Below are 14,707 nucleotides of genomic sequence, written 5' to 3' on the forward strand. Positions count from 1 at the left end.
GTGCTGGCAATGGCTCAGGTACGGGCAGTGGCTCTGGGACTGGCAGTGGCTCGGGCAGCGGCTCCGGCACGGGCAGTGGTTCTGCTTCGGGCAGTGGCACGGGAACTGGCACCGGCAGCGGCTCGGGCTCGGGTAGCGGTGGCACCCGCGGTGACGGTGCGACCCGCGGGGATGGTGGCACCCGCGGTGATGGTGGCACCCGCGGTGATGGTGGCACCCGCGGTGACGGTGCGACGCGCGGTGACGGTGGCACCCGCGGTGACGGTGCGACGCGCGGTGACGGTGGCACCCGCGGTGACGGTGCGACGCGCGGTGATGGTGGCACCCGCGGTGACGGTGGGGCCCAGCGCGACGGCGGCGCCAACCAGCCCTGAGCGGGCAACGTGCGGGGCGAGCCATGGTCCGTTGACGGCCATGGCTCGCGCGCCGTTCACCAGTCGACGGGGGCGTAGTCCTTCAGGAAGACGCCGTACAGGTCTTCGCCTTTTTCGCCGCGGACGATCGGGTCGTACACGCGGGCCGCGCCGTCGACCAGGTCGAGGGGGGCGTGGAAGCCCTCGTCGGCCAGGCGCATCTTGGTCGGGTGGGGGCGTTCGTCGGTGATCCAGCCGGTGTCGACGCTGGTCATCAGGATGCCGTCGGCGAACATGTCGACCGCGCTCGTGCGGGTCAGCATGTTGAGCGCCGCCTTCGCCATGTTGGTGTGCGGGTGCCCGGCACCCTTGTAGCCGCGGGCGAAGATCCCCTCCATGGCCGACACGTTCACCACGTAACGCCGCGGGTGCGGTGAGCGCGTCATCGCCGTACGCAAGCGGCTGACCAGCACAAACGGGGCCGTTACATTGCAGAGTTGCACTTCCAGCAACTCAAGCGGGTCGACCTCGTGCACGCGGTCGCTCCAGCTGTTGGTGGGCGCGGTGTCGGGCACCAGGCCGCCGGCGTCGATCTCGACCGAGCGGGCGGTCAGCGCCATCTCGGTGATCTGCTGCGGCGTGAGCACGGGCGCGCCCGAGGTCAGCATGGCGGCCGGGGAGACGCCCGCGGTGCCGAAATACTCCAGCTCGGGCAGCGGGCCGTCGGGCAGGGGCTCGGCCTCGGCGGCGGCGATGGCGGCGTACGAACCGGGCGAGCGCCGGACCGTCTGGGCCGCGTTGTTGACGAGAATGTCGAGGTGGCCGCGTGCGGCCACCGAGTCGGCCAGCCCCACCACCTGCGCCGGGTCGCGCAGGTCGAGGCCGACGACGCGCAGCCGGTGCAGCCACTCGGCGCTGTCCGGCATGGCCGAGAAGCGCCGCACGGCGTCGTGCGGGAAGCGCGTCGTGATCGTCAGGTCGGCGCCGTCGCGCAGCAGCCGCAGCGCGATGTACATGCCGATCTTGGCGCGGCCACCGGTGAGCAGCGCCCGCCGGCCGGTCAGGTCGGTGCGCGCGTCGCGGCGGTCGTGGTTGAGCACGGCACAGTCCGGGCAGAGCTGGTGATAGAACGCGTCGACCTGAGTGAACCGCTGCTTGCACACGTAGCAGCCGCGCGCCTGCCGCAGCACCCCGGCCGTGCCCGACGACCCGACCGACGACCGCAGCGGGATGCCCGCCGTCTCGTCGTCGATCCGCCCCGGCGCGCCCGTGGCCGTGGCCTCGGTGACCGCGCGGTCGGCGGCCAGGATCGCGTCGCGCCGATCGCGCCGGCGCTTGAGCTTCACGGTCTTGAACAGCCCGGCGGTGGCCCGCCGCACCGCGACCGCGTCAGGGTGCTCGGCGGGCAGCGCCTCCACCTCGGCGATCACCGAAAGGCAGAGTGCCAGCCGCTCCGCGTCCACCCCGGCGGCCGTCTCAGGTTCGCCCGTCATGCCCACTGCCCATCCTTCACCCACAAAATTCCGACCCAGGAACTGTACTGAGCCCTCGTGACCATCGACCGCTCGCGTCCCTCGGCAAGAGCTTCCCACCAATTTCCCCTCGCGCCCGACCCTGTGGACAACGGCCGTGCCGGTTCGCCGCCCTGTGGAAAACTCGGCGCGAAATTCGGCGCTGTCTTTAGGGTGGGGGCTCCCCCAGGGCGGGTGGGCTGGCGGCTGCGAGCCGATGGGCTGGGGGCGGCGGGCCGACGTGCGGCAGGCGGTGGCTGGGCGGCGCGCCGAAGGGCTGGGGAGCGGCGGGCCCACGAGCGGCGGGCCCACGAGCGGCGGGCGGTGGGCTGGTTGCGGCTGGTGGCGCGCTTCAGGCGAGGACGGGTAGGGCGGCGACGGTGTCGTGCAGGGCTCGGACCAGGGCGTCGGTCAGGGGGTTGGGGCGGCGGCGTGGGGTGACGATGCCGATGTAGCGGCACGGGCACGGTGGGGCCAGCGGCACCGCGGCCAGGCCGGGCTGGGCACCGGCCGTCAGCGCGACCTGCGGGATCATGCTGATGCCGACCTCGGCCCGGACCAGGGACTGGGCGAAGATGTAGTCCGTGCCGCGGCACGCCGTGCGGATCTCGAAGCCGGCCAGGGCCGCGTAGTGGCCGAGCATGTCGACGATCTCGAGGCAGCCGTGGACCCAGCGCTCCTCGGCCAGTTCGGCGATCGTCAGCGATTCGCGCGCGGCCAGGGGGTGGGCGGCCGGCAGCACGATCCACATGGGGTCGTCCAGCAGTGGGGCGTAGGCCAGACCGGAGCGGTCTCCCGGTCGTACGGGGGGAATCTCGTCGAAGTGGTAGACGAGCGCGAGGTCGGCCGCGCCGGAGCGCACGAGGGGCAGGGCGTCCTCGGGGTCGTTCTCGAGGACGGTGAACTCGACGCCTGGGCGTTCGGCCGCGAAGCGGGTCAAAGCCGCGGGCAGCAGGCCCTGGCCGCCGCTGGTGAACGTCGCGACGGTCAGGCTGTCGGCCTGGCCCAGGCGGGCGATCTCGCGTTCGGCGTGGGCCAGTTCGGCTGCTATCGCCTCGCCCGCCTCGACCAGCACGCGGCCGGCGGCGGTGAGCTCGACGCCGCGTGTGCTGCGGAGCACGACGGCCGCCCCGAGTTCGCGTTCCAGGGCTGCGACCTGCTGGGACACGGCCGATGGGGTCAACCGGAGCGAGGTCGCGGCCTGGTTGAAGCTGCCCAGCCGCGCCACCTCGCGGAGAACGGCCACCCGGCGCACGTCGATCATAAGCTCACCTAATCACCACATCAGCAAGTCAGTACTACCGCTTACTACCGTACGGGAGCAGGGTCGAGGTGTGAATCGACGCGCCTGGTTTCTCTTCCTCGTGGTCTCGGTGCTCTGGGGCATCCCGTACTTCCTGATCAAGATCGCCATCGAGGACCTGTCGCCGCTGCTCGTGGTCTTCGGCCGGGTCGCCATCGCCGCGCTGGTGCTGCTGCCCATCGCGGCCGCCCGCGGCTCGCTGGCCAGCCTGCGCGGGCGCATGGGCCCCGTGATCGTGCTGGCCTTCGTGCACATCCTCGGGCCGTTCCTGCTCATCACCCACGGCGAGACGCACATCAGCTCCTCGCTGACCGGCCTGCTCATCGCCGTCGAGCCGGTGGCGATCGCGCTGCTCATGGCCCGCACCGAGCGGCTCACCCGGATCCGCGTGGCCGGCCTGGTCCTCGGCTTCGGGGGCGTGGCCCTGCTGGTCGGGCTCGACCTCTCCGGCGACCGCCTCGGGCTGCTCGGCGCGGGCATGGTGCTGGTCGCCGCGATCAGCTACGCGGTGGCCACGATGCTCGTGCAGCGCCGCCTGTCCGACGTGCCGACCGAGTCGCTGGTCGGCGCCACGACCGGCATCACCGCGCTGGCCCTGCTCCCGTTCACGGCCTTCGCATTGCCGACCCAGCCCGTACGCACGGAGGCCTGGGCTTCTCTGGCCGTCCTCGGCTTGTTCTGCACGGCGCTGGCCCTGCTCGCCTTCTACCAGCTCATCGGCCAGGTCGGCTCGACCCGGGCCGGCCTGGTCACCTACGTGAACCCGGTGGTGGCCGTCCTGCTCGGCGTGGCGCTGCTCGACGAGCACTTCGGCCTCAGCACGATCGCCGGGTTCGCCCTGGTCGCGGCCGGCTGCTGGCTCTCGACCCGCCCGGTCCCGGTCGCGCCGCTGCCGGTGCCCAGCGCCGCCATGGCCGGGGAGCGCGCGGTGTAACGATCGTGGCCCCTGGGCACCACAAGGACAGGCGAGGCCGAGCGACCCTGCGCCAGCGGGCCGCTCGGCCTCGCCGCCGTTCGTCAACACATCGATGTTCACCTGGTCTTTTTCGCTGTTGATCGGCATAAGGTGAACGACATGGGGCGGCGGATTCTGATCACGGGGGCTCGGCGCGGCATCGGGGCGGCCATCGCCGTCGGGCTGGCCCGGCCCGGGCACAAGCTGTGGCTGCATCACCTGGCCGCCGCCGACGAGGCCGAGAACGTGGCCCGGCTCTGCCGTGACCTCGGCGCCGAGGCGACGCTGCTCGACGCCGACCTGAGCGACCCGGGCGCGGTCCGCGAACTGGCCGAGCGGGCCGGGGCGATCGACGTGCTGGTCAACAACGCGGCCAAGGCCTCCAACGTGGACTTCGCCGAATTGCCGCTGGCCGAGTGGCAGCAGACGTTCGCGGTCAACGTCACCGCGCCGATGCTGCTGGCCCAGGCGCTCAGCGCGGGCATGGCCGAGCGGGGCTGGGGGCGCATCGTCAACGTGGTCTCGCCGACCGTGCGGATGGGTGGCCCGTCCGGCCCGGCCTACGTGTCGAGCAAGGCGGCGCTGATCGGGCTGACCCGGTCGCTGGCCCGCGCGCTCGGCCCGGCCGGGATCACCGTCAACGCGCTGTCGCCGGGCGCCATCCGCACCGAGGGTGAGGCCGAGTTGGCCGCGGGCCGGGACGCCGAGGCGCACGCGCCGTTGCTGGCCACCCAGGCCCTGCCGCGCGCGCTGGTCCCGGAGGACCTGGTCGCCACCGTGCGGTTGCTGGTGTCGGAGGGCTCGGGCGCGCTCACCGGGCAGGTGCTCGAGGTCGGCGGCGGCCTGGTCTTCCGCTGAGGTCCTACTCGCCCGGCTGTTCCGGGTCGGGCTTGCGGCGCGGCTTGGGCACCTGGTCGGCCAGGGTGGCCGGGCGGCGGGCGGGCTTCGGCTTCTCCGAGGTCGTACGGCGAGGCCGGCTGCTGTACTGGGCCAGGTCGGCCGGCCGCGACTCCCGCAGGTGGTCGCCGAGGTCGGCCGGGCGCGACTCGCGCAGGTGGTCACCCAGGTCGGCCGGGCGCCGGGGGGTGGTCGGCGGATTTGCGTACGACGGAGCGGGCGTCACCGGCGGGGCCGTCTCCGCGGCCGGGGCCGTGGGTTCCTGCCCCGGGCGGAACGAGTACGGCTGTTCGCCCTGAGTCGCGGGCCGTCGCAACGGAGTGGGGTCCGGTTCGGCGGGCCGGCGCGGGGCGAAGAGGCCGCCCAGGTCGGGGCGGCGGGTGCCGCTCTCGGCCGGCGGCGGCTCGGTGGCGAACGGGCGGTTCAGCTCGGACCGCGGCGGCAGCGGTTCGGCGGCGGGCGGCAGCAGCGGGCGCTGGGGGAGCGGCTCGGCGGCGCGCGTCGGCTCCGGGGCCCGCTGTGGCGGCACGATCCGCTGGGGCAGAGGCTCGGCGGCGGGCGGCGGAACGATCCGCTGGGGCAGAGGCTCGGCCGCAGGCGGCGGGACGATCCGCTTCGGCAGGGGCTCAGCCGCGGGCGGCGTCACTGAACGCCGGGGCAACGGGTCCGCGCTCGTCCCGGGCACGAACGGCACCGAACGCGGCGTGTCGGTGGGAGACACCGGGCGCTTGGGCAGCGGCTCGGCGACGGTCTCAGCCGTCGGAACTGGACGCTTCGGTAGGGGCTCGGCGACCGTTTCGGCTGTCGGTGCGGGGCGCTTGGGCACCGGTTCAGCGATGGTCTCGGCGGTCGGCGCCGGGCGCTTGGGCAGCGGCTCGGAGACCGTTCCGGCTGTCGGGGCCGCCGACTCGACCGGGTCGGTCTTGGGGGTTTCGAGGCGGCGGGCGCGGTCGATCGCGGTGGCGTCCAGGCGACGGGTCGACTCGAGGCCGGGCACCTGCAGGCGCCGGGTGGCCTCCAGGTCGGGCGCGTCGAAGCTGCGCGTGACGTCGAGCTCCGGCTCCTCGACGGCAGCCGGCGTCGGCGTGGCGGCGGGCGGGTCGAGGTCGGGCAGGACGATGCTGCCCGAGGTCTCCGGGTCGGGCGTCTCGAACGTGCGCGCCACCTGGCGGTTCGGGGCCTCGAACGTCGGCGCCGGTTCCGGGTCGTCGAGGCTGCGCGGCGTGGCCAGGTTGCGGGTGCTTTCGAAGTCGGGCCGGTCACCGAAGTACGGGACGGTGGACTCCGGCGCGGACGGCAGCTCCAGCGAGCTGGCGAACGTCCCCGCCGACGACGGCGCGAAGAAGAAGTCGTCGGGCGCGGAGTAGTCCGGCTCGGTGCCCCGCGACTCCGAGCGGTAGACGCCCGGCATCGGGTAGTAAGGCTCCGGCTGGTACGAGGGGACGAACGGCTCGTCCGGAACCGTCTCACCCTCGACCACGTCATCGGCGACCGGTTCGGCCTCGGCCACCTTTTCGGCGACGGGTTCCTCAACGTCTTCCACGGCAGCGGCCGGGCCGTCTTCCACGGCAGTGGGCGGGACATCTTCCGCACCGGGGGCCGGCACGTCTTCCACAGCAACGGCCGGGACGTCCTCCGCGGCAGCGGGCGGGACATCTTCCGCACCGGGGCCCGGGGCAACTTCCGCGGCACGAGCCGGGACATCTTCCACGACAGGGGCCGGGACATCTTCCACGGCAGGAGCCGGGATGGCTTCTTCGGCAGCAGCCGGGGCGTCCTCCGCAACAGGGGCCGGGACGGCGTCGCTGGCCGGTGTCGGGACGGCGTCCACAACGGGGGCTGAGACTTCCTTCCCCGCGGCCGCCGGGACCTTTTCAACAACCGGGGTCGGAGCGCCCGACTCCACGGCGCCGGGGGAGGCGTCCTCGACGACCGCCGAGATGTTTTCGTCCGAGGCGAGCAGCGGAGCGTGGTCGTCATCGGTCGTCGGGGCATCCGTGTCGACTCCCGCGGAGTCGGCCGTCGCAGACGCGAAATCCTCCTTCGCGGGCCCGGCGGCCGCGGTTTCCTCAGTGGCGGCGACCGGTTCGTCGTCACCCTCCGAGGCGATGTCAGCATCTGCGTCGTCCGACTTATCGCTCTCCACCGAACCGGCCACCGGCTCGTCGGAAGCGAAGTCAGAGGCGGAGGGCGCGGTGGCGGAGGGGTCGGAAGCGGCGGTGGCGGAGGGGTCGGAAGCGGCGGGGTCAGAGGCGGATGGGTCGGGCTCGTCGGAGGACGAGTCGTGAGCGGGGGAGCCGGCCGCGAAGGGCTCGGCGTCGACGATTTCCGCGTCGACGTGCTCGTCGTCCGGTTCGTCGTTCTTGGCGGGTTTCTTGTTCTGGGCCGGCTCGATCTCGTCGTCCTCGATGATCTCGGCGTCGACGATGTCGTCGTCCACCGGCGCGGCCGGCAACGCCGGCACCACAGCCGACCCCGACTTGGCCTCGGTGATCTTCGGCAGGATCTGGGTCGCCGCCTCCTCGCCGATCGGGATCGACCGCCCCATCATCCCCGGCGGCAGCAGCATGACCCCCGCCGCCTCCCGGTCCCAGGCCGAGTACTTCGAAGCCGAGGGCCCCGGCGGCAACGCCAGCACCGCCGTCACCTCACCCACCGCGTGCCGCCCCGACGTCAGCGCCGGGGCCTCTTCCCCCGCGTGTTCGGCCAGCCCCGCCCTCTCCTGCAAGCGGCGCCAGGACGCCGGCGCCCACCAGGCCGCGTTCCCCATCAGCCCGAGCACGGCCGGCACCAGCAGCATCCGGACGACCGTGGCGTCCAGCAGCAGGGCCACGATCATGCCGACCCCGACGAACCGCATGGTCGTCACCGACGACAGCGCGAACGCCCCGGTCACCACGATCAGCAGCAGGGCGGCCGCGCTGATCACCCGGCCGGTACGGGCGAGGCCGATCGTCACCGCCTCGTTGGTCGACGCGCCGTGGGCCCGCGCCTCGACCATCCGGGACAGCAGGAACACCTCGTAGTCGGTCGACAGCCCGAACACGACCGCCGCCATCAGCACGACGATGCCCGCCTCGAGCGGCGCCGGTGTGACGTTGAGCCAGGACGCGCCGTGCCCGTCCTGGAAGATCCAGACCAGGATGCCGAAGGTGGCGCTGAGGCTGAGCGCGCTCATCACCACCGCCTTGATCGGCAGCAGGATCGAGCCGAACGCGAAGAACATCAGCAGCAGCGTGGCCCCGACCAGCAGGCCGACCATCCACGGCAGTTTGGCCGCGGTGGCCGCGAGGCTGTCCACGTTGCGGGCCGTCGTGCCGCCGACCAGCAGTTCGGCGCCGTTGGGCACGGGCAGCGACCGGATCTGGTCGACCACCTCGCGGGCCTCGGTGCTGAACGGGTCGGCCGTACGCAGCGTCGCGTTGAAGACGGTGATCTCGCCCGCGCGCTGGGCCGGGCTGATCTGGGCGATGCCGGGGATCTGGCGCAGCGTGACCGCGAACGCCGACGAGTCGGCCTGCCCGCGCAGCACGATCGGCATGCCGTTGCCGCTGAACTGCGGGTAGTCGGACTTGAGGGTCTCGATCGCCTGCCGGGCCGCGTTGCCCGGGGGCAGCGTCCGCTCGTCGGCCTCGCCGAACCGGGCGCCGGCGATCGGGGCGGCCAGCACGAGCAGCCCGGCCAGGATGGGCAGCGCCACGATGACGCGCCGGCGCAGCACGCCGGCGGCCAGGCGGCCCCAGAACGTGCCCTCCTTGCCTCGCCCGGGCAGCTTGATCGGCAGCTTGTCGACGCGCGGGCCGAGGATGGCGAGCAGGGCCGGCAGCAACGTCAGGGAGAGGAGCGCGGCCAATCCGACCGCGGCCAGACCGCCGTACGCCAGGGACTTGAGGAACCCCTGCGGGAACAGCATCAGCCCGGCGAGCGCGATCATCAGCAGGGTGGCCGAGAAGACGACCGTACGCCCGGCGGTGGCGACCGTCCGCCGCACGGCCTCGGACGGCGTGAGCCCGGCCGCCTGTTCCTCGCGGAAGCGGCCGACCATGAACAGGCCGTAGTCGATGGCCATGCCCAGGCCGAGCAGGCTGGCCACGTTGACCGCGAACGAGTTGACCTCGTGCACCCCGGCGATCGCGTGCAGGATGCCGAGCGAGCCGAGCACGGCCGCCCCGCCGACCAGCACGGGCAGGGAAGCGGCGACGAGCGAGCCGAACAGGAACAGCAGCAGCACCAGGACGACCGGCAGCGAGATGATCTCGGCCTTGGCCAGGTCTTGGGTCGACAGGGTGGAGGTCGTGTCGGCCAGCACCACGCCGCCCGAGAGCTGCACGGTCGCGCCCTCGACGGCGAATTTGTCCTTGACGTCCCGGTACGACTCGAGCTTGGCCCCGTCGTCCGCGCCGACCAGCGTGACCAGGGCGACGGCGCTCGTCTTGTCCTTGGAGACGAACTGGGGCGACCGCGTCGAGAAGTACGAGGTGCTGCCCTTCACAGCCGACTTGGGTAGCGCGGTCAGGCTGTCGCGGACGCGTTTGCCCAGCGGGACGTCGGTGATCTTGACCTTGGTCGGCGTGTAGATGACCACGAGGTCGCCGCCCTGGGCGCCGAACGCCTTCTGGACGGCCTCGGTGGCCTGGGCCGACTCGCTGTTCGGGTCGTTGTAGCCGCCCTCGGAGAGCTGGCCGAACACACCGAGCCCCCAGATGCCCGCGCTGATCACCGCGACGAGCGCGACGGACAGCACCGGCCACCGGAAGCGGGCGACCCACGATCCCCAGCCCGCGAACACGTCAACCCCTCTGGTCGTTCCTGACTACCGCCGGATCCCGGCAGGAGTGCTATGAGAACACTTCACGAAAGCGTGGCCGCTTCCAGGGCTACCCCTGAGCAACCTTTCCCGTACGCCGCGTCGGTAGTCCAGCTCAGCCGAACCTGGCCCGATCGGGGCGCCTGGTAGGCCACGGTCAGGACGGCCGTGCGCAGCGTGTCACCGCGTTGGTCCAAGACGGTAGTGCCGGTCGACTCTCCGGTGCTCAGCCGCGCGGTCAGCTTTCCGCGTGCCGCAAAGACACCTACATAGAGCTTCAGTACCCGCGGCGTCGGGCCGGCCGGCGCCGTGAGCGTGAACCCGTTGCCCTGGCCGCAGGTGCGGATGCCGGTGGTCGTGCCGTCGCTGGCGGCCACCGGGTCACCGCCGGTCCACTTGAACTTCTGCGGGCTGAGCGTGTGCTGGAAGCGGGGCGCGGTCGGGGCGCCTTCCAGGATGCGGAACTCGCCCTTCTTGTCCCGCTCCAGGGAGAACGTGCCGTCGAGTCCCCAGTGCACCCAGTCGCTCTCGCCCTCGGCCGACAGGTTCACCAGCGACGGTACGGGGTCCTGGGCGAGCCGCAGCTGGTCGCGTGAGGGTGGCGGCACCGTGGCGACCTTGGTCGGGCTCGGCGGGGGCGAGGGCGACGCGCTGCCCAACGGGATGAGCCCCTGACCGTTGCTGCTACCGGTCGGCGGGGGCAGCCGCAGGTCGCCCAGGGCGGGTGCGGGCGGGTCGATCGGCGGGGCCGGCTCGTCGTTGCCCTTGAGCCCGCGGACGGCGACGAAGCCGAACCCGATCACGACGAGGACCCCGGCCAGGATCACCGCGGCCGAGGAGAGGACCTCGTTCCACTGGCGACCGCCCTCGGCGAACCCCGAGGGGCGGGCGCGGTGGCCGGTCCGGCGCCTGCGGCGACCATCTTCGGTCGACGGCAACCGACCCTCCAGAAATCACAATGAGCACAGAACGAAGTAGGCAGAGTCTTTAGTCGTGTTCAGGGGCGGTGGCCGGGGTGGTTGGAAGGGTTCACAGCGCGATAAAAGCGGTGCAGGGCGTCAACAATGGCACTTCGATGCGTGACGGTGAAGAGCGGAATGAGTGACCGCCCGTTCGGGTGATCACGGGCCTAGGTGGTTCGGACGAGGTTCGCCGTGGGCTTCGTCACGGGGACGGGTACCGTGTCCGAAGTTTCCGGCCCACGCCGATAACAGGAGAGTCGACGACATATGAGCACCGAGACCGCCCGACCCATCACCGGCGACACTGCCAAGCGCCGCAGCCAGGCCATCGGCGGCGCCGTCGCCGGGCTGGCCGTGGTCGCCGTTCTGGTGACCGTCTTCGTCACCGTCCGCGGCGGGGACGACGAGCCCGCCACCCCGACGGCCGCCGCGCCGCCGTCCGCCGCCGCGCCCGCCGAGACCCCGCCGGCCGAGGTCCCGCCGTCGGAGCAGGCCGTGCCGCCGGCCCAGGACCAGCCCGCGCCGGTCGACACGCCCGCCGCGCTGTCCAAGGAGCCCGTGGTCAAGGGCGGCACCGGCGCCGTCAGCGAGCTCAAGGTGACCCCGCTGGTGGCCGGCAAGGGCCCCGCGGTCAAGGCGGGCCAGACCGTCACCGCCAACTACGTGCTGGTCAGCTACAAGACCGGCGAGATCATGGACTCGTCGTGGCAGCGCGGCCAGCCGTTCAGCACGGCGATCGGCGCCGGTCAGGTCATCGAGGGCTGGGACAAGAGCATCCCCGGCCAGAAGGTCGGCAGCCGCATCCAGATCGACGTGCCGGCCGCCATGGCCTACGGCCCCGAGCGCGGCGACCTGCGCTTCGTGGTCGACATCCTCGACGCCAAGTAGGTCAGAGTTCGGCCACCACGACGTCGAGCTGACGGGGGCGGCCCGCCGCGACGGGCTGTTCCTCGACGGTGTACTTCAGGTCGCGCAGGGCCGCGACGATCTCGTCGACCGAGGCCGGCTGCGCGCCGGCCTCGGCCAGGGCCCGTACGATGCGTCCCTTGGTCGCCTTGTTGAAGTGGCTGACCACCGAGCGCTTGGCCACGCCGTCGACGACCCGCTCGTGCAGCACCCGCACGGTGGCGGCGTCGCGGCCGGGCGGGATCCACATGGCCCCGTACGCCCCGGAGCGCAGGTCGAGCACCGGCCCGCCCGCCGCCACCGGGTCGAGCGCCTTCGGCAAGAGCTTTTTCCAGTACGCCGTGAGCCCGCCCACCGAGGGCAGGGTCACCCCGACCGAGAGCCGGTAGGCCGGGATCCGGTCGTCGAGGCGTACCACGCCCCACAGCCCCGAGAACACCACAGTCTGCTGATCGACCCAGGCCCGCGCCTCGGGGGCCAGGCTGTGCGCGTCCAGCGCCTCGTACAGCACCCCGCTGTAGATCGAGGCGGCCGGCGCCGTGGGGGCCGTCAGCAGTCCGGCGTTGCGGGTGATCTCGTCGCCCTGCCCGGCCGACAACCCCAGGGTGGCCAGCGAGTCGGCCACGGCCCGGGCGCTGGTCCGCTTGCTCATCGCCACCAGCCGGGTCAGCACCCGCTTGCGGGCCGTCCTCAGCCCCGGCAGCCACAACGCGCCCGGGTCGACGGGTTCACCCTCGGTGGCAGCGGTCTTGCCCTCGGACGGCGGCAACAGGATCAGCACCCCGCGAGACTAGACCTCGTCCCGCCCCACCAGCGCGTCACCCACCGTCGCATAGACGGCGAGCCGCGGCGTCAGCCCGACCGTGTCGAGCAGCCGCCCGAGGAACTCGCCGGGCGCGGCCAGCCGCAGCCAGCCCCCACCGGCGGCGGCCCGGTTGTGCCCCACGACCAGGGCGCTCAGCCCGGTCGAGTCGCAGAACTCGATGCCGGACAGGTCGACGACGATCCGTGGCTCCGGTCGGCCGAGCACCTGATCGAGCGTCGTCGTCAGGGTCGTCCCGCTGTCGATGTCGAGATTGCCCCGCACGGTGACGACCACAGATTCGTCGCTGTTGTCGACCACTGACACATGCACGCCGACCCCCGGTTCATTCACGTCTTCATCAACGGTTTGTCTCTGCCCAATCGGTGACCGAAAGTCACCTTGTTGATGTCCGCGAACTCAACTGCTGGACAACCGAGTACCGATCGGCGGTGCGGGGAAGGAGCTATCGATACGCTCCATGGCAGGTCCATGCCCCTGAAGGAGGCCGCCCATGTCCGTCAACCCCCGCGCCGGACAGCCCGCCGAGCCGCGCGATCTGATCGACGTGCCGAAGGTGGTCTCGCGCTACTACACCGAGCACCCGGACCCCGAGGTGGTCGGCGAGCGCGTCGCGTTCGGCACCTCCGGGCACCGCGGCTCCAGCCTGCGCACCGCGTTCAACGAGGATCACATCGCGGCCACCAGCCAGGCCATCGTCGAGTACCGCCGGGCCCAGGGCACCGACGGGCCGCTGTTCCTCGGCCGCGACACGCACGCGCTCAGCGAGCCGGCCATGATCACTGCGCTCGAGGTGTTCGCGGCCAACGACGTGACCACGCTGATCGACAGCCGCGACGGGTACACGCCGACGCCGGCCGTTTCGCACGCGATCCTCACGTACAACCGCGGCCGGTCGAGCGGGCTGGCCGACGGGGTGGTGGTCACGCCCTCGCACAATCCGCCCGACGACGGCGGCTTCAAGTACAACCCGCCCAACGGCGGCCCGGCCGACACCGACGCCACCAAGTGGATCCAGGACCGGGCCAACGTGCTCATCGGCGAGGGGCTGCGCGACGTGCGGCGGGTGCCGGCCACCCGGGCCCGGGCCGCCGACACGGTCTCCGGCTACGACTTCCTCGACGCGTACGTCGGTGACCTGCCCGCCGTGATCGACCTCGACGCGATCCGGTCGGCCGGGCTGCGCATCGGCGCCGACCCGCTGGGTGGGGCCAGCGTCGCCTACTGGGGCGCGATCGCCGACCGCTACAAACTCGACCTGACCGTGGTCAACCCGAACGTCGACCCGACCTTCGGCTTCATGACGCTGGACTGGGACGGCAAGATCCGGATGGACTGCTCGTCCCCGTACGCCATGGCGTCCTTGATCCAGCAGAAGGACCGCTTCCAGTTGGCCACCGGCAACGACGCCGACGCCGACCGGCACGGCATCGTCACCCCCGACGCGGGTCTGATGAACCCCAACCACTACCTCGCGGTGGCGATCAACTACCTGTTCGCGGCCCGGAAGGACTGGCCGTCGGGCGCCGCCATCGGCAAGACGCTGGTGTCGTCCTCGATGATCGACCGGGTCGCGGCCGACCTGGGCCGCCGCCTCGACGAGGTGCCGGTGGGGTTCAAGTGGTTCGTGCCGGGCCTGCTCGACGGCTCGATCGGCTTCGGCGGCGAGGAGAGCGCCGGCGGCTCGTTCCTGCGCCGCGACGGCGGGCCGTGGAGCACCGACAAGGACGGCCTGCTGCTCGACCTGCTGGCCTCCGAGATCCTGGCCGTCACCGGGCGCACGCCGAGCGAGCACTACCGCGACCTGACGGCCAAGTTCGGCGAGCCCGCGTACGCCCGGATCGACGCCCCGGCCACCCGGGACGAGAAGGCGGTGCTGGCCAAGCTCTCGCCCGAGCAGGTCACGGCCAAGGAACTGGCCGGCGAGCCGATCACCGCCGTGCTGACCAGCGCGCCCGGCAACGGCGCGCCGATCGGCGGGCTCAAGGTGGTCACCGAGCCCGGCTGGTTCGCGGCCCGCCCGTCCGGCACCGAGGACGTCTACAAGATCTACGCCGAGTCGTTCCGCGGCCCCGACCACCTGGCCCGGATCCAGGAGGAGGCCCGGGCCGTGGTGTCGGCGGCGCTCCGGGGCTGAAATTCTCAGAAAACGCGTCGTGCGGCCGACAGGAAGGCGGTAGGGAAACCGAC

Annotated in this window: 10 protein-coding genes; 4 read left to right on the top strand and 6 right to left on the bottom strand. The window is 72.3% G+C overall.

The window, feature by feature from the left end:
* Positions 1–430: 430 nt before the first annotated feature.
* Together M1L60_RS12545 and M1L60_RS12550 are read right to left on the bottom strand one after the other, a co-directional pair.
* Entirely contained in the window at positions 431–1,846 is a 1,416-nt protein-coding gene (locus tag M1L60_RS12545) for an SDR family NAD(P)-dependent oxidoreductase (RefSeq protein ID WP_253237553.1), read from the bottom strand.
* 370 nt (positions 1,847–2,216) lie between these two features.
* The gene (locus M1L60_RS12550; protein WP_253237554.1) at positions 2,217–3,128 is read right to left on the bottom strand and encodes a LysR family transcriptional regulator; all 912 of its coding nucleotides are present in this window, start codon (positions 3,126–3,128) and stop codon (positions 2,217–2,219) included.
* Between the two features lie 70 nt (positions 3,129–3,198).
* Between M1L60_RS12550 and M1L60_RS12555 the strand changes: the two genes are divergently transcribed.
* Positions 3,199–4,101, top strand: coding sequence for a DMT family transporter (locus tag M1L60_RS12555; RefSeq protein ID WP_253237555.1), 903 nt, complete (start codon positions 3,199–3,201; stop codon positions 4,099–4,101).
* Positions 4,102–4,242: 141 nt separating this feature from the next.
* Positions 4,243–4,980: an SDR family NAD(P)-dependent oxidoreductase gene (locus M1L60_RS12560; protein ID WP_253237556.1), complete on the top strand. Its 738-nt coding sequence runs from the start codon at positions 4,243–4,245 to the stop codon at positions 4,978–4,980.
* Positions 4,981–4,984: 4 nt separating this feature from the next.
* On the opposite strand, the gene M1L60_RS12565 is transcribed toward M1L60_RS12560, so the two are convergent.
* Entirely contained in the window at positions 4,985–9,808 is a 4,824-nt protein-coding gene (locus tag M1L60_RS12565) for an MMPL family transporter (protein WP_253237557.1), read from the bottom strand.
* A gap of 62 nt (positions 9,809–9,870) precedes the next feature.
* Entirely contained in the window at positions 9,871–10,764 is an 894-nt protein-coding gene (locus tag M1L60_RS12570) for a hypothetical protein (protein ID WP_253237558.1), read from the bottom strand.
* A 291-nt stretch (positions 10,765–11,055) separates the two neighbouring features.
* Here M1L60_RS12570 and M1L60_RS12575 point away from each other — a divergent pair, with 291 nt between their 5' ends.
* A complete protein-coding gene (locus M1L60_RS12575; protein WP_253237559.1) occupies positions 11,056–11,676 on the top strand; it encodes an FKBP-type peptidyl-prolyl cis-trans isomerase in 621 nt (206 codons plus the stop codon).
* 1 nt (position 11,677) lies between these two features.
* Here M1L60_RS12575 and yaaA read toward each other — a convergent pair whose 3' ends face one another.
* Positions 11,678–12,475 (bottom strand): peroxide stress protein YaaA, encoded by a 798-nt coding sequence (gene yaaA / locus M1L60_RS12580; protein WP_253237560.1) that lies wholly within the window; start codon positions 12,473–12,475, stop codon positions 11,678–11,680.
* A gap of 9 nt (positions 12,476–12,484) precedes the next feature.
* Positions 12,485–12,850, bottom strand: coding sequence for an STAS domain-containing protein (locus M1L60_RS12585; protein WP_253237561.1), 366 nt, complete (start codon positions 12,848–12,850; stop codon positions 12,485–12,487).
* A 160-nt stretch (positions 12,851–13,010) separates the two neighbouring features.
* Here M1L60_RS12585 and pgm point away from each other — a divergent pair, with 160 nt between their 5' ends.
* Positions 13,011–14,654 carry a phosphoglucomutase (alpha-D-glucose-1,6-bisphosphate-dependent) gene (gene pgm, locus M1L60_RS12590; RefSeq protein WP_253237562.1) on the top strand — a complete coding sequence of 548 codons (1,644 nt, stop codon included), beginning with the start codon at positions 13,011–13,013 and terminating at the stop codon, positions 14,652–14,654.
* Positions 14,655–14,707 lie beyond the last annotated feature (53 nt).

The sequence above is a fragment of the Paractinoplanes aksuensis genome (assembly GCF_024137025.1).
Classification (GTDB): domain Bacteria; phylum Actinomycetota; class Actinomycetes; order Mycobacteriales; family Micromonosporaceae; genus Actinoplanes; species Actinoplanes aksuensis.

Bases quoted from the DNA above. Each gene is read 5' to 3' on its own strand.
- M1L60_RS12545 (WP_253237553.1), bottom strand. From the start codon at position 1,846: ATGACGGGCGAACCTGAGACGGCCGCCGGGGTGGACGCGGAGCGGCTG.
- M1L60_RS12550 (WP_253237554.1), bottom strand. From the start codon at position 3,128: ATGATCGACGTGCGCCGGGTGGCCGTTCTCCGCGAGGTGGCGCGGCTG.
- M1L60_RS12560 (WP_253237556.1), top strand. From the start codon at position 4,243: ATGGGGCGGCGGATTCTGATCACGGGGGCTCGGCGCGGCATCGGGGCG.
- M1L60_RS12575 (WP_253237559.1), top strand. From the start codon at position 11,056: ATGAGCACCGAGACCGCCCGACCCATCACCGGCGACACTGCCAAGCGC.
- pgm (WP_253237562.1), top strand. From the start codon at position 13,011: ATGTCCGTCAACCCCCGCGCCGGACAGCCCGCCGAGCCGCGCGATCTG.